The organism is Chelatococcus sambhunathii (assembly GCF_001418005.1).
In the GTDB taxonomy this organism is placed as follows: domain Bacteria; phylum Pseudomonadota; class Alphaproteobacteria; order Rhizobiales; family Beijerinckiaceae; genus Chelatococcus_A; species Chelatococcus_A sambhunathii.
In genome coordinates this window covers 230,255-250,068 of sequence record NZ_LIOL01000003.1, presented here as the reverse complement: position 1 = coordinate 250,068, position 19,814 = coordinate 230,255, and the positions used below count along the sequence as shown (strand labels likewise).

General features: G+C 68.1%; 18 protein-coding genes. 3 read left to right on the top strand and 15 right to left on the bottom strand.

What is annotated here, in order from left to right:
* Positions 1–12: 12 nt before the first annotated feature.
* A complete protein-coding gene (locus tag ASC46_RS07755) occupies positions 13–948 on the bottom strand; it encodes a dihydrodipicolinate synthase family protein (RefSeq protein WP_055458968.1) in 936 nt (311 codons plus the stop codon).
* A gap of 124 nt (positions 949–1,072) precedes the next feature.
* On the opposite strand from ASC46_RS07755, the gene ASC46_RS07750 reads away from it, so the two are divergent.
* On the top strand, positions 1,073–1,936 hold the full coding sequence (locus ASC46_RS07750; protein ID WP_055458716.1) for a LysR substrate-binding domain-containing protein: 864 nt from the start codon (positions 1,073–1,075) through the stop codon (positions 1,934–1,936).
* Here the strand turns inward: ASC46_RS07750 and ASC46_RS07745 are convergent.
* From ASC46_RS07745 to ASC46_RS07695, 11 genes are all read right to left on the bottom strand, one after another.
* Positions 1,933–2,616: a PIG-L deacetylase family protein gene (locus ASC46_RS07745; protein WP_055458715.1), complete on the bottom strand. Its 684-nt coding sequence runs from the start codon at positions 2,614–2,616 to the stop codon at positions 1,933–1,935. The genes ASC46_RS07750 and ASC46_RS07745 overlap by 4 nt on opposite strands.
* A gap of 16 nt (positions 2,617–2,632) precedes the next feature.
* Positions 2,633–3,919: an MGH1-like glycoside hydrolase domain-containing protein gene (locus ASC46_RS07740; RefSeq protein ID WP_055458714.1), complete on the bottom strand. Its 1,287-nt coding sequence runs from the start codon at positions 3,917–3,919 to the stop codon at positions 2,633–2,635.
* Between the two features lies 1 nt (position 3,920).
* Positions 3,921–4,994: an ABC transporter ATP-binding protein gene (locus ASC46_RS07735; RefSeq protein WP_055458713.1), complete on the bottom strand. Its 1,074-nt coding sequence runs from the start codon at positions 4,992–4,994 to the stop codon at positions 3,921–3,923.
* Between the two features lie 22 nt (positions 4,995–5,016).
* Positions 5,017–5,868 carry a carbohydrate ABC transporter permease gene (locus ASC46_RS07730; RefSeq protein ID WP_096335341.1) on the bottom strand — a complete coding sequence of 284 codons (852 nt, stop codon included), beginning with the start codon at positions 5,866–5,868 and terminating at the stop codon, positions 5,017–5,019.
* Positions 5,865–6,719 (bottom strand): carbohydrate ABC transporter permease, encoded by an 855-nt coding sequence (locus ASC46_RS07725; RefSeq protein ID WP_055458966.1) that lies wholly within the window; start codon positions 6,717–6,719, stop codon positions 5,865–5,867. The genes ASC46_RS07730 and ASC46_RS07725 overlap by 4 nt, the downstream gene beginning before the upstream one ends.
* Positions 6,720–6,795: 76 nt before the next feature.
* Positions 6,796–8,079 (bottom strand): ABC transporter substrate-binding protein, encoded by a 1,284-nt coding sequence (locus ASC46_RS07720; protein WP_425349108.1) that lies wholly within the window; start codon positions 8,077–8,079, stop codon positions 6,796–6,798.
* An 81-nt stretch (positions 8,080–8,160) separates the two neighbouring features.
* On the bottom strand, positions 8,161–9,183 hold the full coding sequence (locus tag ASC46_RS07715; RefSeq protein WP_055458711.1) for a LacI family DNA-binding transcriptional regulator: 1,023 nt from the start codon (positions 9,181–9,183) through the stop codon (positions 8,161–8,163).
* A gap of 521 nt (positions 9,184–9,704) precedes the next feature.
* A complete protein-coding gene (gene repC, locus ASC46_RS07710; protein ID WP_082464770.1) occupies positions 9,705–11,102 on the bottom strand; it encodes a plasmid replication protein RepC in 1,398 nt (465 codons plus the stop codon).
* Between the two features lie 195 nt (positions 11,103–11,297).
* Positions 11,298–12,302 carry a plasmid partitioning protein RepB gene (gene repB, locus ASC46_RS07705; RefSeq protein ID WP_055458965.1) on the bottom strand — a complete coding sequence of 335 codons (1,005 nt, stop codon included), beginning with the start codon at positions 12,300–12,302 and terminating at the stop codon, positions 11,298–11,300.
* Positions 12,299–13,510, bottom strand: coding sequence for a plasmid partitioning protein RepA (gene repA / locus ASC46_RS07700; protein ID WP_055458710.1), 1,212 nt, complete (start codon positions 13,508–13,510; stop codon positions 12,299–12,301). Before repA ends, repB begins: the two co-directional genes overlap by 4 nt.
* A gap of 771 nt (positions 13,511–14,281) precedes the next feature.
* Entirely contained in the window at positions 14,282–15,226 is a 945-nt protein-coding gene (locus ASC46_RS07695) for a site-specific integrase (RefSeq protein WP_055458709.1), read from the bottom strand.
* A gap of 235 nt (positions 15,227–15,461) precedes the next feature.
* Here ASC46_RS07695 and ASC46_RS07690 point away from each other — a divergent pair, with 235 nt between their 5' ends.
* Both ASC46_RS07690 and scpB read left to right on the top strand, forming a co-directional pair.
* Positions 15,462–16,394: a DUF1403 family protein gene (locus tag ASC46_RS07690; protein ID WP_055458708.1), complete on the top strand. Its 933-nt coding sequence runs from the start codon at positions 15,462–15,464 to the stop codon at positions 16,392–16,394.
* Between the two features lie 2 nt (positions 16,395–16,396).
* On the top strand, positions 16,397–17,086 hold the full coding sequence (scpB, locus tag ASC46_RS07685; protein WP_055458707.1) for an SMC-Scp complex subunit ScpB: 690 nt from the start codon (positions 16,397–16,399) through the stop codon (positions 17,084–17,086).
* 19 nt (positions 17,087–17,105) lie between these two features.
* Here scpB and ASC46_RS07680 read toward each other — a convergent pair whose 3' ends face one another.
* Genes ASC46_RS07680 through ASC46_RS07670 form a run of 3 tightly spaced genes read right to left on the bottom strand, consistent with a single transcriptional unit; the run spans position 17,106 to position 19,785 of the window.
* On the bottom strand, positions 17,106–17,906 hold the full coding sequence (locus ASC46_RS07680; protein WP_055458706.1) for an ABC transporter permease: 801 nt from the start codon (positions 17,904–17,906) through the stop codon (positions 17,106–17,108).
* Positions 17,903–18,757: an ABC transporter permease gene (locus ASC46_RS07675; protein WP_055458705.1), complete on the bottom strand. Its 855-nt coding sequence runs from the start codon at positions 18,755–18,757 to the stop codon at positions 17,903–17,905. Before ASC46_RS07675 ends, ASC46_RS07680 begins: the two co-directional genes overlap by 4 nt.
* Positions 18,754–19,785, bottom strand: a complete 1,032-nt coding sequence (locus ASC46_RS07670; protein ID WP_055458704.1) for an ABC transporter ATP-binding protein — start codon at positions 19,783–19,785, stop codon at positions 18,754–18,756. The genes ASC46_RS07675 and ASC46_RS07670 overlap by 4 nt, the downstream gene beginning before the upstream one ends.
* Between the last annotated feature and the right edge of the window lie 29 nt (positions 19,786–19,814).

Here is a 19,814-nt window from a genome sequence, read left to right as displayed (position 1 = left end):
CCTGAAGGAGCGTCAGACGAGCCCGGCGGCGCGCGGGTCGCGGGTGGCGAGGCGCTTGAGGAGATAGTCGATCTCGGCCACGGCCATCTCGGACAAGCGGCCCGCCGGCTTGCGCTGCGCATCGGAGGCGAGGATGCCGCGGCGCATCATGACATATTTGCGGACGGCGAGGCCGACGCCCGGCTGCTGCTCGTAACGCAGCAGCGGCAGATGCGCGTCGAAGATGTCATGGGCCGCATCGCGCTCGCCGCGCGCCTGCAACCGGACGACGTCGATCAGCATCTCGGGGAAGGCATAGCCGGTGTTGGCGCCGTCGGCGCCGCGCTCCACCTCGAAATCGAGGAAGAGGCCGCCGTTGCCGCACAGGATCGCAATCGGCCGCATGGACCCGTCCTGCTGGAAGCGGCGCAGCGCCGAAATCTTCTCGAGGCCAGGCCAGTCCTCGTGCTTCAGCATCACGCAGGAGGGATTGTCCATGACGATGCGGCGGATGACGCCGGGCGTCATGACGACCGAGAGCGTCAGCGGATAATCCTGGATGACGAAGGGAACGTCGGTGCCGATCGCCTCCACCGCCTGGGCGTAATAGGTGACGATCTGGTCGTCGGTACGCAGCGACGACGGCGGCGCAATCATCACGCCGGCTGCACCAAGATCCATGGCCGAGCGCGCCATGGCGCGCATGGCGGCGAAGCCCGGTGCCGAGACGCCGACGATGACGGGCAGGTTGCCGACGCGCGCGAGGCAGCGCCTGACGAGCGCAACCGATTCCTCGACCTCCAGCTTGGGCGCCTCGCCCATGATGCCGAGCACCGTCAGGCCGTCGGCGCCGATCTCGCGATAGAAGTCGAACAGCCGGTCGACGCTTGCCCAGTCGATCTCGCCCGATGGGGAAAAGGGCGTCGGCGCGATGGGGAACACGCCGCGGGCTTCATTGGTGAGGGGCATGGTCGTCTCCGTGACAATCGCTCGGGCGGCTTCGGGATAGCACCCTTCCTGCCCACTCATCGCCGCTGGCCCTTCGAAATAAAATCTCTATTGTTGTTTCTTCAAACGATAGATTTCCTGTTCGATGGATACGCGCTTCCTCGAGAGTTTCATCGCCGTGGCGGACCACGGCTCCATGGCCGAGGCGGCACGGCGCCTCGCCATCACGCCCGCCGCCGTGGCCCAGCGCGTCAGGGCGCTCGAGGCCGAGCTCGGCACCTCCCTCCTTGCCCGTGCCGGGCGCACCATGCAGCCGACGGAAGCCGGTGCCGCCGTCATCAAGCGGGCGCGCCGCCTCCTCAACGACGAACGCGAGCTCAAGGCGCTCGCCCTCGCCGACACGCCGGCGGGCGAACTGCGCATCGGCGCCATCGCCACCGCTGTCACCGGCCTTCTGCCGGGCGTGCTGGCACGCCTCGCCGCCAACCATCCGCAGGTCGAGATCTATGTGCAGCCGGGCAACTCGATCGAGCTCTACGATCGGGTGATCGGCGGCGAGCTCGATGCGGCGCTCATCGTCGAGCCGCCCTTCGCGCCGCCCAAGACCCACGCCTTCGTCCTGCTGGGGGAGGAGCCCATCGTCCTCGTCGCGCCGGGCGAGCGGGCGAGAGAGGACCCGCTGCGGCTTCTCGCGAGCGAGCCCTTCATCCGCTACGACCGCAACCACTGGGGCGGGCGGCTGGTCGATGTCGCGCTGCGCCGGCTCGGCATCCGGCCGCGCGAGCGATTCGAGCTCGACGCGCTCGATGCCATCGCGGTGCTGGTCGACCGCGGCCTCGGCGTCGCGCTGCTGCCCGACTGGCCGCCGCCCTGGCCCGAGGGGCTCGCCATCGCCAAGCTGCCGGTGTCGGGCCTCGCCATCACCCGGCGCATCGGGCTGATCTGGCCGCGCAACTCGCGGCGCCGGCGGCTGATCGAGGCGCTCATCGGCGAGGCGCGCGGGCGCTAGCGGGATAACGGCCGGCCGAGCGGGCGCAGCGGCGGCGCCGGCGGCAGCAGGCCGCGAATGTCGCTGAAGGGAAAGCGCGGCGAGAAGGAGAAGGCCTCCGCATAGGCGCCGCCGTCATAGCCGCACTGCAGCGCCCGAAAGCGGTTCCAGCCCGTCACCGCCTCGACGAAGCGCTGCGGCCGCTGCGAGGCATGCGCCGCGATGGCCGCGCATTTGGCGGCGAAATGGGCCGAGATGTCGACATAGATCGTCGGCGCAGCCTCGACCCCGAGCAGGGTGTCGGCGAAGAGCACCGGCATGCGGAAGCGCGCAGCGTCGCTCACGAGGCGGCTGAGCGCCCGATGGTCCGGGTGATAGTCGTTCGGCGCATGGGTCACGACAAGGTCGGGCGCCATCTCCTCGATCAGGGCGGCGATGCGGCCGGCAACCGCCCGGTCTTCGGCCAGGGCGCCGTCCGGCGCGTCGAGGAAGACCGGCGTGACGCCGAGGATGGCCGCGCCGGCCAGCGCCTCGGCCCGGCGGGTGCGGCGCAGAGCCTCCTTCTCCCCCTCCCCTCCGGCGGCGCCATCCGTCGCGATCACCCAGCCGATGTCATGGCCTGCCGCCTGGTAGGTGGCGAGGAGGCCGAAGAAGAAGATCTCGACGTCGTCCGGATGGGCGCCGAAGCCGATGATGCGCATGGTTCCCCCTCGCGCCTCAGGCAGCGGCGCTCGTCGCCAGCGTCTCGATGAGGATCGCCGCCGTCCAGGTGAAATTGCCGCCGCCGAGGCCCTCGCCGGTCAGGGGGTCGTAATATTCGGCGAAGCCGTTCTCGACGAGCGCCAGGCTGTCGGCCCGCACGGCAGCCGCATCCGCGGCGAAGCCGCAGCGGTCGAGCCCGTCGGCGAGAAGATAGTTGATGATCAGCCAGCACGGCCCGCGCCAATAGCGCTTGGCCTCGAAGCGTGGATCGGTGGGATCATGCGTCGGCACGCCGTAGCGCACGTGCGTGCGCAAGGTGCGGATGCGATCGCGCATCGCGGCGCGCTTCTCCGCATTCCCCAGCCCGGCGAGGAGGGGCAGGAGGCCGCCCACCGAGGGGCTTGCGATCAGCTGTCCGGCAACGCGATCGAACGGCAGGTACTGGCGGAGATCGGCGCTCCAGAGACCATCGAAGGCCGCGCGCGCCCGCGCCGCCCGCGCCTGCGCCTCCTCCGCCAGCGCCTTGTCTCCGAAGCGTTCGGCGAGGTGCGCAACGTCCTCGTCGGAGCGGACGAGGATGGCGTTGATGGCCGGGTCCACGACCTGGAAGGGGGAGGCGTCGTGCAGCAGGCGGTTGTCCCAGCCGAGGTCGCGGAAGCGCTGCACGAGCCACAGGTAGCGGTCGTACTCGGCCTTGTGCGGCCGTTCGGCGGCATCGACGTGCTGGGTGTCGCGACGAACGTAGGGCTCTACGCCCTCGGTCGGCACGCGTGCCAGGGCGTCGTCCCAGTCGATGCTGTTGTCGCGGCCCGATTCCCAGGGATGCAGGATGGCGACGAGTCCCGAGCCGGCGGGATCGCGCATGGCGTGGAACCAGCGGTGCCAAGCGGCGATCTTCGGCAGGAGGGTCCGCGCCTTCTCCTCCGCGAAGGCCTGATCGGCGGCCGTCTCGACGAGGCGGCGCAGCACGAGGCCGGCGACCGGCGGCTGGGTGATGCCGGAGGTCGGCGTCGGCCGGCCGGTGCGCCAGACGTCGGGGCCGGGAAAATAGCTGTCGTCCGGCGTGTGGAAGACGATGTGCGGCACCATGCCGTCCGGCCACTGGTGGGCGAAGAGCGTCTCGATCTCGAGGAAAGCGCGGCGCTCGTCGCTATGGCGCTGGCCGAGGGCGGTCAGGCAGGAATCCCAGTTCCACTGGAAGGGATAAAGCCCCTTTGTCGGTACGGTATAGGCGCCGCGATCATTGTCGGCGACGATCGCGGCGGCGCGCGTCCGCAGGGCCTCAAGGGAATGGGTCGTCATCTCATGCTCCGGTGACGGGTTCAGGCTGTGTGATCTCGGCCAGGCTTGCGCCGCTGTCGGCGTCGAACCAGCGCGCCCGGCCGGGCCGCGGCGCGAGCACCAGGGTTTCACCGGGACGCACGGCAAGATCGTTGTCGAGCACGGCGCGGAAGAGATGGCCGGCGAGGTCCATTGTCACGAGCTGGTGCGGACCGAGCGGCTCCACAACCTTGACGCGGCCGGCAAAGCCCTCGCCCGCCGGCGCGAGATCCTCGGGCCGGATGCCGAAGGCAAGAGCCCCGTCGCTCGCCGGCGCATGGCGGAAGAGATGGCCGGCGACGCGCGCGCCCTGCCCTTCCCGGCTGGCGGGCAGGAAGTTCATGGGCGGGTTGCCGATAAAGCTGCCGACGAAGCGTGTTGCGGGGTGGTGATAGACCTCGGGCGCCGGCGCCGCCTGGACGATGCGGCCTTCGTGCATGACGGCGATGCGGTCGGCGAGGCTCATCGCCTCAACCTGGTCATGCGTCACGTAGATGGTCGTGGTGCGGCTCTCCTGGAGCACGCCCTTGAGCTCGGCGCGCATCTCGAGCCTGAGGAGCGCGTCGAGGTTGGACAGCGGCTCGTCCATCAGGAGCACCGCGGGCTCCACGGCGAGCGCGCGGGCCACGGCGACGCGCTGGCGCTGACCGCCGGAGAGCTGGCCGGAATAGCGCTTCAGCAGCTCCTCGATGTGCAGCATCCCGGCAACGCGACGCACCTTCCGCTCGATCTCAGCCGCCGGAATCTTCTGCATGGCGAGGCCGAAGCCGATGTTGTCGAACACCGTCATGTGCGGAAAGACGGCGTAGTTCTGGAACACCATGGCGATGCCGCGCCGGCGCGGCGGCAGGCCGTCCACCCGCCGGCCGCCGATGCTCACCGTGCCCTCGCTCGCCGTCTCGAGCCCGGCGATAATGCGCAGGAGCGTCGTCTTGCCCGAGCCGGAGGCGCCGAGAAGGACGACGAACTCCCCGTCCGCCACCGTGAGGTCCACGGCGTGCAGGGCCTGGTGGCTGCCGAAGCGCTTGGCGACCTGCCTGATGTCGATATCGGCCATCCGGTGACCCTTTGCTCATCGCCTAGCGGTTGGCGATGCCCCAGAGGGAGAAGAGATACTTGCGCACGGCGAAGAGAAAGAGGAGCGCCGGCACGATGAGGACGGCCCCGCCGGCGAACTTGAGCGGCAGGGGCGAGACATCGAGGCTCTGCAGCAGGAAGGCCGTCAGCGTCTTGTTCTCGATGGTGAGCACGGCCGCGGCGAAGACCTCGTTCCACGAGATGACGAAGGCGAAGATGCCCGCCGCCGCGATGCCCGGCAGTGCCAGCGGCAGCACCACCTTGCGGAAGGCGGAGAGCCGCGAGCAGCCGAGCGTCCAGGCCGCCTCCTCGAGCTCCTCGGGAATGCTCATGAAGAGCGAGGCCATGATCAGCACGGCAAAGGGCATGGCAAGCGTCGTGTGGACGAGCGCCAGGCCGATGATGGTGTCGTCGAGGCCGACGCGGATGAAGAGCACCGTCAGCGGCAGGGCGAGCAGCGGCAACGGGAAGGCGCGCGTCATCAGCACCGCGAGGCGGAAGAGGTTCGCCCCGGGGAAGCGGAAGCGCGCCAGCGCGTAGCCGGCCGGCGCGCCGAGGCCGATGGACAGCACCATCGTCAGCCCGGCGACGAGGAAGGAGTTAAGCAGCGCCCGCGGCACGCCGGCGTAATTGGCGAAGAAGGCGAGGCTCGCGAGGTCGAACTCCGGCACCAGCGCCTTCGGCCAGGCCGTCACCGCCGCGACGGAGCCGAGCGCGTTGACGACGAGAAGATAGATCGGCACCAGCACCCAGGCGACGAGCACGATGACAGCGCTCGCCATGACGAGCCGGCCGCTGCTGCGCGGCTCGGCCCGCGCCGAGGCTTCGGCTTCGGTGGTCGCCAGAGAGGTCATGCCGCGGCCTCCCGCGTGCGGTCGCGCAGCACCCACAGGAAGAAGACCGTGAAGGCGAGCGAGATGGCGAGGATGACGATGGCATAAGCCGAGGCCACCTTGTGGTCCTGCAGGTCGAACTGCCAAGCATAGGTCTCGCCCATCAGCACCGGCAGGTTGTTGCCGGCGACGACGGCGACGACGGCGAAAACCTCGAAGGCGAGGATGGTGCGCAGGATCAGCGCCGTCTGCAGGCTGGGCCTGAGCAGCGGCAAGGTGATGAGGAAGAAGCGCTTCAGCGGCCCCGCGCCGAAGACCTCGGCCGCCTCGTCGTATTCCTTCGGGATGAGGCCGAGGCCGGCGACGAGGATGACGAGCACGATGGCCGTGGCGCGCCATACCTCCGCGATGACGACCGCGACGAACAGCCCCGCCGTGTTGCGGTAGTCGAGCAGGTTCTGCGGGCCCGGGATGATGCCGAGGCCATAGAGGATGCTGTTGAGGAAGCCATTCTGCTCGAGCAGCGCGAACCAGATGAGCCCGGCCGCGAGGTCCGAGATGCCGAGCGGGATGGTGAAGACATAGAGGACCACGTCGCGCCCGCGCCTGAGGCGCGTGACGAGGCTCGCCATGACAAGCGCGAGCGTGATCTGGATCGGCACGACGACGAGGGCCAGGCCCAGCGTGTTGCTGAGCGCGGGCATGAACTTCCAGTCGTCGGCCATCGTCCTGAAATGCGTGAAGGTGAAGCCATCGTCGCTCGTGAAGGCCGCGAGGACGACCTGCACGAAGGGCACGAAGAAGAAGGCCGCGAGAAATAGGCTCGCGGGCAATATGAGCAGGTAGGGCAGCACCTTCTGGCTGCTCAGCAGTCTTTGCATCGCACGCCTCCGCGGTGTCGGCCTACGCGGAACGCCACTGGTGTCCGCGCAGGCCAAGCCGTACCGGTCATTCCACCGGGCAGGGCCCTTCGCTTGTCTTGTCCGGTGCCCAGCACGGGGCCTTGCTTTCGGTCATGATGTCCTTGAGCGTCGCTGCCTGCTCGTCGAGCACCTGGCGCACGTCCTGGCCGCGCAGCACGACGCGCTGGAACGTGTCGATGAACACCTTGTTGAACTTGCCGTCGAGACCGCCGATGCCGACGGGCAGCAGGCTCGGCTTGGCATCCGGTGCTGCCGACTGGGCGGCCACCGTCGCACCCGACATCTTCACCGCGGCGGGCATGTCGTCCGGCAGCGTGACCTCGACGACCGGGAAGAAGCTCGTCGCCCGCAGCGTCGCGATCTGCGTCTCGGGCTTCAGCATGTAGGCGGCGAGCGCCTTGGCCTCCTCGACATTCGGCGAGGTCTTGGGGATGGCGATGCCGGCGACGACCGGCATGAAGCCGCGCCCGGCGGGACCGGCCGGCGCCGGGAAGGTGACGAATTGATCCGGCTTCTGGTTGAGCGCGTCCTGCAGGCGCGCCGTGTGCTCCCAGGCCACCCAGACCTCACCGGTGAGCAGCGGTTCCTGCATGAAACCGTAGTTGGTCGAGGCGGGGTTGATCTCCTCCCACAGCATCTTGAAGGCGTTCCACATTGCCTCGGCTTCGGGCGAGCGGAACTTCGTCACGACCGAACCGGTGTAGGAGGGATAGAGATAGCCCTGAAAGAAGCGGTGCAGCAGGCCCTTGGGGCCGGCAGGCAGGCCGATCTTCGGCGATCCCGTCGCCTCGCGCATCGCCTTGCCCCAAGCGATGAGTTCGTCATAGGTGAGCTTCTGCACATCGGCGCCCGCAGGCAGATATTGCAGCGCCTCCTTGTTGGCGGCCATGACGTAGCTCGCCTGCATCCAGGGCAGGTATTTCTGCTCGGCCGTGCCATAGGTGCCGAGCGAGACGAGCGTCGGGTTGATCTTGGCGTCCCCCGTGGCCGAGAGCACGTCCTTCAGGTCGACGAGGTCGGACGACAGCGACGCGAGCTCGCCGTGCAGGCCGCCGAGCAGCGCGATGGTGCCCTTGCCGGCTTTGAGCTCCGCCTGGATGCGGGTGAAGAAGGGACCGGCATCGTTGCCGTAATAGTCGACCGGCTTACCGAAGCCGCCGAGCACCTCAGTGCGCATCTTCTGCGTCTCTTCGACGGGCTTGGCCTGGGTGGACCAGAACAGGAGCCCCTGCGCCTCGGCCCGCCCGGCAACGCTGAACGCCAGCGTCAGCGCGGCGAGCGCGATCATCGTTCCCTGTTTCCTGCGCATCATGTCACGTCCTCCCCTTCGGTTTGGCGGAGCGCCTTGTTGTCGGTCTTCACACTCCCACCGCTGCGGCACCGGCCGCGTTCATGTCGCTCCGGCCGGCGCGGGTCCGTGGCTCGCGCGCGGCACGAAGCGTGGCTCGACGAGATGTCCGGCAATGCCGGCCTCGCCCTTCTCGAGACGCTCGATCACCATGGCGGCGATCATCGCTGCGCCCTCGGCGATGTTCTGGCTGAAGGTCGTCAGCGGTGGGTCGGCGTAGGCTGCCACCGGCGTGTCGTCGAAGCCGACCACCGTGAGCGCCTGCGGCACGGCGATGCCTTCGCGCCGCGCCTCGTCGAGAACGGCGAGCGCGAGCTGGTCCTTGAGGCCGATGATGGCGGTGGGCCGCGGATCGCGGTTGATGAGCTGTGCCGCCGCCCGTGCCATCGCAGCCGCGTCTCCGAGTGGCACCGTCAGCACGTCCGGCGGCGGCAGGCCCGCCTCGGCGAGCGCCCGCTCGAAGCCGCGCCGACGCAGGAAGGCATAGGTGAAGTCCTTCGTCGGCGCGAGCATGGCGAAGTGGCGGTGGCCGAGGGCGACGAGCTTGCGGCCGAGGTCGTGGAAGGCGCCCTCGCCGTCGGTGTCGAGCCAGGAATAGGCGTCAGTGCCGGCAAGCGTGCGCCCGTGCGCGACGAAGGGCACGCCGCGCTCGATGAGGAAGGCGACGCGCGGATCCTCGCAGGTCAGGCGATAGAGCACGACCGCATCGGCCCGCCGGCTCTCGACGACGCGTTGCAGCACGGCAAGGTCGTCCTGCCCCGTGGGCACGGTCGCGAGGAAGAGGTCCCGCCCGCGCTGCGTGAGGCCGCCGGCGAGTCCTGCGAGAAAGTCGGCGAGATAGGGATCGACAAGCTCGTGCGGGTGGATCGGCAGCAGCATGCCCACGAAGTTGCTGCGGCCGGAGACGAGCATCCGGCCCATCTGATTCGGTACATAGCCGAAGGCGTCCGCCGCCTCGCGCACGCGCCGCCGCGTCTCCTCGCTCACGTCCGAATAGCCAGCGAGCGCCCGCGACACCGTCGTGATCGACAGGTCGAGATGCGCCGCAAGTTCCTTGAGGCGCAATCGCTTTGTCCAGGTCCTATGGGCGCGTGCATGCATCGGCAGTTCCAAAACGTTTTGGAAACGTGGCGCCAATGCCCGCCCGAGTCAAGCGGCTGCGCGCTCAGTCGGGCATGGTGGCCACGTCCGGAGCGGCTGCGGCGGTGCCGTCGACATTACTGACCTCTACTCTCCCCTCCTCCAGGATGACGATGGAGGCGCGGAAGGAGGGTTCCAGGTGCCGTCGTCATAGTCGACCGCGGGCACGGAGAGCCGACGGATGCCGGACGGGACGATGCCGCGCTCGAGCGATGGGCGACGTGGATCCGGGCCTGGGTCAGTGGGTAGCGGAATGGAAGGCATCGCGGATCGCGCCAGGCACCGGGCTGGAGGATGCGTTGTCTATGTTTATTTCGACAACGACGCCAAGGCTCGCGCTCCGGTGGATGCCCGTCGCCTGGATGCGTCGCGGTGACGGATCGGGGTGGAACGAAGGGGCATTCTTGTTGAGGCGTGCCCGCAAGGCTGAAGATCTTTCGGACATCTCATGTTCGAGGTCCGATTCGGACGAGAGGGCCGTGTCTCCGATAGCGCTTAACGTTTTCCGGATCGGGGTAGCCGAGTTGTCCGAGACGGATGGGCGGGTGCAAGCGGGGAGATGGGAGCGTGTCAGAGGGGTGCGGACGAAGAGGGCCGATGGCCTTTCCGGCAGCTTCTTCTCGCGTCGCAAAAGCATCGGTTGTCGATGGTTCCGTGGCGAGCTTGGCGCGCCTCAGGGCCAGCAGCATTGGACCGACCGAGAAGGTTCCGCTCCTGGCGCGAGCGGTCAGCGTATGCAGGTAGGCACGAGGACTGCGGATCTGTTGGTGGCGCTCCAGGATGGCAGCAATCACGGCTGCTGCGGTTCTTGGCCCGAGCAACCCACAGGTGTCATGCCACGCTTCTCGGCCGACGCCGAGGAAGGTGCGGACGAGATCTGCGGCCTTCAGCAGTTCGTTCCAGCTGGTGATCGGGGTGCGGCTGTAGTCGGTGATTGCCGGGCAGGCAGAAAGAACGTCGTCGAGGCGCACGTCGTCCTGACGACCTTCATGTCGATGAAGAGATGGAGGCGTTTCCGACGTCGTTGCGGCAATGCGCTCATCTTCAGAATCTCGATTCTCTGAGGGTTGATTCTGTAGGTGGCGCTCAGATTGGGATTCATCGGCGCTCAGTTTTTGGAAAATGATGTTTTTTTCCAACGTCTTATGCACGTCCGTGCAAAGGTGTTGAAGCGCGTCGACGGTCGTTTCGAGAATGGTCTTGGGTGTGGTCGAAGGCAGATGGCCGGACAGGCTGGCGAGTTGGGCGGTGAGATCGGTCCAGGGTCCTGGCAGTGCCTCCTGCTCGGCAAACTGGATGAGCTTGCGGATGTCGCGGCGCAGAAGCGTGATGCGTTCGCGCAGCAGCATGATGGCTTTGCGGTGGGCTCTGACCTCGTCGGCAACGCGTTCGAACTCGCCGGCACGGCTGACGAGGGGCGTCAGGTCGAATCCGTAGGCGGTCTCAATGACGCCTCCCGGGCCCTTGCGGGCATAACGCTTGCCGTTGGGACTGTCCCGGCGGATGACGAGCCCGGCTTCGACGAGTGCGGCGAGGTGCCGTCTCAGCGTTGCGGGCGCCATGCCGTGGGCGCGCAAGGATAGTTCGCGGTTCGAGGGAAAGACCACGAGCTCGTTGCCGGCGGACAGCAGCGTTTCGGGATGGAAAGACAGGAGGGCGTTGAGGACGGCGAGTGAGCGGTCGCTCACGCCGAGCCGCGCCTTGCCTTCCGTGATGTTGCGGAAGACCTGCCATTTCTGGACCTGACCTTCGGGGGCCACCGCTCGGGCAGCAGTCTGCCTGGCCAATTGGCCAAACGTCACCGACCGCCGCCCGAAGGGCGTCGTGAAATAGGCGTCGCTCATCATTCCTGCTCCTCGCAGGCAAAAGATTTTTGCTCGCCGAAACGACGCCGACGCTTGACTGCGATTCGCGGAAGTGCGATTCTCACGGTCGCTACACACATGAGGAAGGGCTTCCGGAGCGGAGACGTTTCGGGGGCCTTTTCTTTTGCGGTGCTTGCTCCTCGTGTTGCTACGGTTCGTGACGGAGGACGGGCCTCAGCGCCGTCCCTTTTCCTGCGCTGCGTAACGGTCGAACAGCGCCGGAATCTGATCGAGCACGAAGGCGGCAAAACCTTCGTCGAGCGGCTGGGCGAAGGTGAGCTTCAGCGCACGGCCCTTGTGCTCCGCGTCCGCGATCTTGGCTCCATTGGCTGTAACGACGGCTTGCTTTGCCGGCCGACTGGCCCTCCCCTCGTCCGTTTGCGCTGCGCTGGCGAGGACCTGCAGGAAGCGGCTGTCGGAATCCGACTGACCGAAGGTCGCGCTCTTGATGAGGCGGCGCGTGCGGCCAAGCGCTCCGGGCTCGGAAAGCCGGGCGGCGAGGGCCTGCCAACGTGGCCGCCCGATCTTCGGCGCGCGGCCGATGGCGGTCACGATGTCCTCGGGGATCTCGCTCGCGACCGCAATCAGCTTGGAGACCTCTGCCCGATCGACCGTGAGCGCCTCCTGGATCACCGAGCGCTCGTGCCCAGCTCTCTCGAGGCGTAGCGCAAAGACCGCGCGTTCGATGAACGACAGGTCCTGACGGGCCGAGTTCTCGATGCCCTGAGCGATGACAAGGTCGGTATCCGACAGCGCCCGGACGACCGCTCGCACGTTGAGGCCGAGTTCACGCGCAGCCCGGATGCGGCGATGACCGAAGGCCGTCTGGTAACGCCCTTCCTGCGTGGGATGCCGGCGCAGCAGCACCGGCACTTCCTGCCCGTTGACCCGCATGGAGGCCTTGAGCTGCTCGAACTCGGGCCCGCCGTCGTCGATGAAACGATCGCTGTAGGGCGACGGCTCGATGAGCGCGGGATCGATCTCGACCACGCTGGCGCCGGCGGCGATCGTTTCGCGCAGCACTTCATTCTCGCGCTCGATGCCGGAAAAAGATTCTTTTATCGAGCGGATTGAGCCGGCGGCCACGCGCGGCAACGGCGCAGCATGGTTGTCAGCTGACAACGCCTGTGCCTGCGGCGCGCCGAAAAGAGCCTTCAGGGTATCGGATCGTTTCGTCATCGGCCCCACACTGCGTTGATGAGCTGGACGATTTCGGCATTGACGGCATCGACGGATTCGAGCGCCCGGTCATAGGCCGCCCGACCGACGGAGCCGCGCTCCAGCTCGTAAAGCGACTGCTTGGTGAGCCCGGCATTGGCAATGGCGGTGGACTTCCAGGCGGTTGCCTTCAGCACGTCCTCGCCGAAAAGGCTGCGCAGGAGCGCGACGATCTGCGTCTCCGGCACATCGTTGGGATCGTGTCGGGTGACGACATAGCGGATGAAGTCGTGATCGAGCCGGCCGCCATATTCCTCCACGACCGACATGAGGTCGGAGGTCATGAGCAGGAACTGGTTCATCGAGGCGACGTCGACCATCTGCGGATGGACGGTCACGACCATCGACGTCGCCGCATTGAGCGCGCCGAGCGTGAGATAGCCGAGCTGGGGCGGGCAATCGATGACGACGATGTCGTAATCATCCTCGACCTCGCTGATCGCGGTCGCGACGCGGCGGAAGAAGAGGTTCTGGCCGCGGGCGCTCGGGTCGCGCATCGCGCGCGGGGTGTGGTGCTCGAACTCCATGAGCTCGAGATTGCCCGGCACAATGGAAACGCCGTCGAAATAGGTCGCGTGGATGATCTCCCGCATCGGCCGCCGGTGCTCGTCATAGCGGATGGCGCCATAAAGCGTCTGGTTTTCGGCGATGTCGAACTCCGGCTGATAGCCGAACATCGCTGACAGCGATGCCTGCGGGTCGAGATCGATGGCGAGCACGCGAAAGCCGCGCAGGGCCAGATATTGCGAGAGGTAGAGCGATGTGGTCGTCTTGGCTGATCCACCCTTGAAATTGGCCACGGCGATGATCTGCAGCTTGTCGCCGGGCCGGCGCGTCGGGAGGAAGTTGAGCGCGTCGCGGGGTCGGGAGGCGGCAAGATAGCGCCTCAATTCGTTGATCTGCGCCAGGCTGTAGGATCGCCGCCCGCCGGTGAGGATGGTCGGCATCGGCCCGAGGCCATCCAGCGAGAGCTGACGCAGATAGCCGTCGGAAACGCCGATGATGCGTGCAACTTCCCCCGATGTGAAAGACCGCAACGTCTTTTGAGCCATGGGCGGGAAGAGGGTCGCGCCGAGGCTGCGCAACTGGGCCGAAAGGACGCCTGCGTGGCGCGCTATCCTGGCCGAGGCCGACTCGATTCTGGTCTGGTTTTCGACGATCGTCTGCATATCCTATCGCTCTCAGACGGAATTATGGCGTCTAACGCTCATATGCCGTCTGGCGCAGGAGACACGATTCTGCCCCGGGCGGCAAGAAGATTAGGGTTAACGAAATCTTAATGGCCCCTTTCGTCATCTCGACGACGATGGCGATGCTGTCGGCGAGATTTCTGTGTTGACGAGCAGCGTAAAGTAAAAGTCCCAGCGTAAGGTCGAGGTGCGGATTGCGGGCATGCTGCGGCGACGGGATGTTGTCACCTGACAACGGCGGAGCGGTGTTGCTTCCGCCCGCGGGGTTGTTCCTTGCACGCAAGGTGTCGCGCCGTCTGCGTTCAGGCAGCAATGCGGCGCGAGGCCGGCGCCCGATCGTCCGCCCGCGGTGATCGTTATCATTGGCTGGGCAGCCGGGCGGGGGTGCGCGCTCCGGGGCCTCGGGCTGGGTGGGTGCGCTGCCGAAGGCCGATGCGACCCCGAGCCTGGGAGCGGCGCGACGAGGGGCGGCGATCGGCGGCCCGATGGAGGGTTGATGAGTCCTACCGGCGCCGTTGGGTTCGGTAGTTCGGTCATGATCTGCCGCTTGTGGCGGCTCGGACTGGAGATGGCGTTCTGTTGTCAACTGACAACAGGACGCCGGTTGGCGGCTGGGAAGGCGACCGCTATTGCCTTTGCGACGACATGTTGTGGTCAAGGACCTGTCCTGCGCGGCCACAGCGTCTGCAGGGACATCGGAGACTGGTCCCGGCTTCGCTGGCCGGCCTGTAGGTGCACGGGTCGCAGGGCTTAGAGGCCGAGCGCTTTCGTGAAATTGACAAGGAAGTGGCCTCGGCGGTCGGCGCCTTCGCTGCCGAGGAGGCGTGTGCGGCGCGCGCCGGCAACGGTCGCGAACGTCCGGCCGGCGCGCAGGGCGTCGGCGCCGAAGATTGGCGCGCGGCCCTCGCGTGTGCGATCGGCGTCAAGGCCGGCGGCGAGGGCGGCTCGCCGGACGAGACGGGCCACGTGCTTGTCTGCGAGCCGTGCGTCCGCGACCGTGCGGCCGTCGCGGCCGATGCGGCGGAACAGGGGGCCGTCGCCAAGGCGGGCGAATCTGATCCACCGCTCTACTGCGGCCACCGGGCAGGTGCTCTCGCTGGATCCGCGACCGACAGTCGCCTCCAGCCAACCGTCGGCTTCGCGCAGTCTCAGCCGCAGTCCTTCCCCGTCGATCTCGACGGCGCCGCGGCTGCTGGCGGCAGCGCGGCCGATGTCGAGCCCGACGATCTGCGAGCGACGCAGTCCGGCTGCGAAACCGAGAAGGAGGATGGCACGGTCGCGCAGGCCGCGCAGGTCGTGCGGCAAGGTGCCCAGCATGGCGAGGATATCGGCTGCGTCAGCGGCCTCACGGCGACGCGCCAGATCGGGCTGTCTGCGGAGATTCGCAAGCGCCCTGGCGATCGCGGGGGAGGAGCGGTCGAAGGTCTGGCCACGCTGTGCCGCATTCCAGGCAATCGCGCAGAGGCGGCGCTCGATCGTGGCACGGGAAAGGGGGCGGCTGCTCGCGTCGCCGATCGCACAGGCCTCTATGTAGAGTGCGATGGTTTGCGGATCCGGGGCCGGGGCCGCGCGTCCGCTGCGGCGGCACCAGGCGGAAAAGTGCTTCCAGTCCTTGGCATAGGCAAGGCGCGTGTTGGCGGTGTGAGGCTTGCCGGTCGGCTCGCCGCGCCTGGTGGAGGAGGAGAGGGGGGGCACGCACTCCGGGCCGGGCGATGCGCCCGGGGCTCTCGCCTGCGCGCGGGCCTGCACGCTTCCGGGGTTCGGGTGAGCGGCATTTTCAACAAGCGAGGTGTTGTCGGTTGGCATGGTCCGGTCTCGCCTGCTTACGTCCGATAAGGTAACATTATCGGACATGAATGGCGTTCGACAAGGGCGGCGCTTACACGGGTCAGGGATAGGAAAAAGCGCCGCGCCGGGTTAGCCTTCGCCCATGGAGAATGCACGATTCGTTCCCCGGCCGATGGCGCCGCCGCCTGTCTGGCTGCGCGGCCGTACCGACGGAGAGGGCGAGGCCGAGGCGGCCTTCCGGGCCGGCGCTGCCCTGGCGCTGCTCAATACGGTAGCGACAGCGGAGCACGAACTCGGCGTCCTGTGGCGGCAGCGCTGCGCGCTGCGCGCGGCCGTCGCCCATGTTGGGTTCCTCGGCCGACGCGAGGACGAGGCGACCTTGCGCGACAGCTGGTATCTGCGCCGGGCCGGTGACGACCCCGGTCCGGGCGGCCGCATCCTCGGGTTCTGGCGGCGTCTTGCTTTGCCGGGAGCCTTGCGCTTTCAGGCATGGCCGGGCGCGCTGCGCGAGGTGGGCCATGCGGCCGAGCCCGAGGCGCTCGAGCGGGTTCTCACGCTTGTGGCCGATACGGCGTCGAACAGGCGCGGCTTCCCCGTCGCGGCCGCTGCCCGCGCCGCTACCATTGTTATGCAGGCGAGGCCGGAGCTCGACTGCGTGGCCCTGTGGCTGGCCGATGTCGTGCTTGCCCGGCAGCTCGGCTGGCTCTCCGCGGTACCGATGATCGCGCCGCAGGTCCGCCGCGCCGACCTGCGCCTTGCGTCAAGGCCCGATGGTGCGGAAGCGTGGCTGCGGGTGTGCTGCCTCGCCTATCAGCGCGGGGCGCTCGAGGCGCTCGAGCTCTATGGCGATCTTGCAAGGCGCGCCGAAAGGCTGGTGGCAACTGCGCCACGGCTGCGCTCCAGGGCCGCGGCGGGGGCGGTCGCGCTGTTGCTGCGCGAGGATGCGACGGCGGCGGCCAGCGTCCGGCAAGGGACGAGCGACCGGGCAGGAAGGCGCCTGTTCGAGCGGCTCGTCGCCCTCGGGGCCGTGCGGGAGCTCACCGGGCGGCCGAGCTTCCGCCTCTACGGGCTGTAGCCGTGGCGACGCGCCCCAGAAACGAGGATGCGCTCGACCGGGAGCTTGCCGATCTGCCGGCCGAACTGCGCTGGCGGGAATGGATGGGGCGCGTCGAGGCGGTGCTCTTCGCCGCGGCCGAGCCGGTGCCGCGTGAGGCGCTCGCCCGCATCGTCGGCCGTGGCTGCGATGTCGATCTCGTCATCGACGATATCCGCGCCGAGCTTGCCGGTCGTCCCTATGAGGTGGTCGCTGTCGCCGGCGGCTGGCAGATGCGTACGCGCCGGGCCTATGGCGCGGCGGTGCGTGCCGTGCGCGGCCAAGGCGAGCGGGGGGAGGTGCTGTCGTCGTCGGAAATGCTGACGCTCGCCGCCATCGCCTATTTTCAGCCGATCACGCGCGGCGCGCTGTCCACCTTCTTCGGGCGGGAGGTCGGGCGCGACCTCGTCGCGCGTCTGCGTGCCGCAGGTCTGGTCGCCGCCGGGCCGCGCAGTCCCCAGCCGGGAGCGCCCTACACCTATGTGACGACCCCGACCTTCCTCGCCCGCTTCGGGTTCACCAGCCTGCGCGATCTGCCCGACATCGAGCAGCTGGAGGAGGCCGGGCTGCTCGACAAGGAGAAGCTCCTTGCCGATGGCTGGACCATGCCGGGCGGGGAGGAGGATGAGCACGCCGCCGACGATGGCGACGAAGAGCCCCACTCAGACGCGTGACGAAGAGGCGGGCATCGGCTCAACTCTCCTTCGACGACCAGGCGCCGAGGAGGCGCGGCAGGTCGCCGAAGCGGGCGACGAGGCTGAAGATGAGCGCGGCTGCCGCGACGAAGAACACCGTTACCGCTGCCATGGTGGGCGTGTAGCCGTAGCGCAGGGCGTTGAAGATCTTGATCGGCAGTGTCTCCACGGTGAAGCCTGCGACCATGTAGGCGATGATGTATTCGTTGAGCGAGAGCACGAAGGCGAAGGCATAGCCCGAGACGAGATAGGGCGTGACGAGCGGCAGCACGACCGTTCTCAGCACGGTGCGATCGTCAGCGCCCATGGTGGCGGCGGCTTCCGTCAGGCTGCGGTCGACGGAAGAAAAGCCGAGGGTGATGGTGACGAGCGGCAGCGTGACGAGGAAGATCGCGTGGCTGATCACTACCGTCCAGGGTGCGCCGTAGAAGCCGGCGGTCGCCCAGAAGCTCAGGAAGCCGAGGGCGGTGATCACCGGCGGCAGGATGAAGGGCGCCGTGCCCAGCGCCTGGAACACACGCGCCCAGGGGGCATGCCAGCGCCACAGGAACCAGGCGAGCGGGAAGGCGATGGCGACGGCGAGGGCCGCCGCGCCGGCCGCGATGGCGAGGCTGGTGAGCAGCGCGCCGCGCCAGCCGGCATCGGTGAAGACCTCGCCGAACCAGGCGAGCGAGAAGCCGACCGGCGGAAAGGTGAGCGTCCTCTGCGCATTGAAGGAGACGCCCGCGACGACGACGATCGGCGCCGCCAGCACCAGGGCGACGAGCACCATGAACAGGCGCGTGAAGAGGCGGCTCATTGGGCGGCCTCCTTGCGTCCGACGAGCAGCGAGAGCCCGACGAGCGCGAGGCTTACAAGGACGAGGAACACGGCCATCGCCGCCGCGAAGGGCAGGTTGGACTGGTAGATCGCCTGGTCGGTGATGAGCACGGAGAGGGTCCAGTTGCTCGGCCGGCCGAGCAGCTGCGGCAGGAGATAGGAGCCGAGAGCGAAGACGAACACCATGATCATGGTGGCGAGGATGGTGTTGCGCAGGGCCGGAACGACGACCGTGAGGAAGGCGCGGGGAGGGGAGGCGCCCAGGGTGCGCGCCGCCTCCATCAGCGTTGGGTCAAGCCGGGCGAGCGCCGGATAGAGCACGAGCACCGTATAGGGAAAGGCGTGGTAGCTGAGGCCGGTGAGCAGCGCCCCGAAGCTGGGCGACAGAGACATGGGTTCGCTCATGAGGCCGAGCGCGACGAGGATATTGGTGACGCCGGCCGTGCGCGAGAACAGCGTCGACCAGGCGAAGCCCACGATGACCTCGGACAGCGAGACGATGGAGAGCAGCGCCACGAGCCACACCACCTGCCAGCGCCGCGGCAGCCGCGCGAGCAGGAACGTGAAGGGGAAGGCAATGGTGACGGCGACCAGGGCAACGAGGGTCGCCAGCACCAGCGAGAAGCCGAGCACCTGGCCGAAGAAGGCGGACAGGAACCGCGCGTAATTGTCGAAGACGAAGTCCGGCTCGTAGAAGGCGCCCTGCACGCGGCGGAAGAAGCTGATCGCCACCATGATGCCGAAGGGCACCACGAAGAAGACGGTGAGCATCAGCGCCGGAAAGACGAGCGGCGCGTAGTCCTGCAGCCGTTGGGGCCGTGCCGCCGTCATGCGCCGAGCACCACGCAGGCGTCGGCGGGGAGCGCGAGGCCCACCGGGGCGCCGGGCTGGAGGTCCGGCCGCTCGCGCGGGCTCGCCACGGCGACGATCCTCTGGCCGTCGGCCTCGACATAGATCTCGATGCTGGCGCCGAGGTCGCGCACGAAGTCGACCCGGCCGGTGATCGCCGCCGCATGCGGCGGCACGAGGCGCACGTCCTCCGGCCGCACGGAGATCGTCGCCTCCTCCGTCGGCAGGGCGATGCCGACAAGCGTCCCGCCCGGCACGAGCACCGTGTCGCCTGCGCCGCGCCGCGCCTTGATGAGATTGGTGATGCCGATGAAGTCGGCGACGAAGGTGTCCGCCGGGCGGCGGTAGATGTCGACGGGTGGCGCGCTCTGGCGGATGCGTCCCTCGTTCATCACGACGACGAGGTCGGCCATGGTCATGGCCTCGCGCTGGTCGTGGGTGACGACGACGGTGGTGATGCCGAGGCGCTGCTGCAGCTGTCTGAGCTCCACCTGCATGGCTTCGCGCAGCTTGGCGTCGAGCGCCGACAGCGGCTCGTCGAGCAGGAAGAGCCGCGGCTGAAGCGCCAGTGCCCGGGCGATGGCGACGCGCTGGCGCTGGCCGCCGGAGAGCTTCGATACCGGCCGTTCGCCGAAGCCGGGCAGGCGCACGAGCGCAAGCAGTTCCTCGACGCGCCGCGCCTGCTCAGCTTTCGCCACATTGCGGATGCGCAGGGGGTAGGCGATGTTCTCGCCGACGGAGAGGTGGGGAAACAGCGCCAGCGACTGGAAGACCATGCCGAAATCGCGCTGGTGGGCGGGCGTCCGCGTCACGTCCGCGCCGCCAACGAGGATGCGCCCCTCGCTCGGCTCCTCGAGGCCCGCGATCATGCGCAGGAGCGTGGTCTTGCCGCAGCCCGAGGGGCCGAGCAGGCAGACGAAGCTGCCGTCGGGCACGGAGAGGTTCACCCGGTCGACGGCCGCGACGGAGCCGAAGCGCTTCGTGATGTTGTCGAGCACGAGGCCGGTCATGGGAATCCCTTTGCGGCAGTCGGCAATGG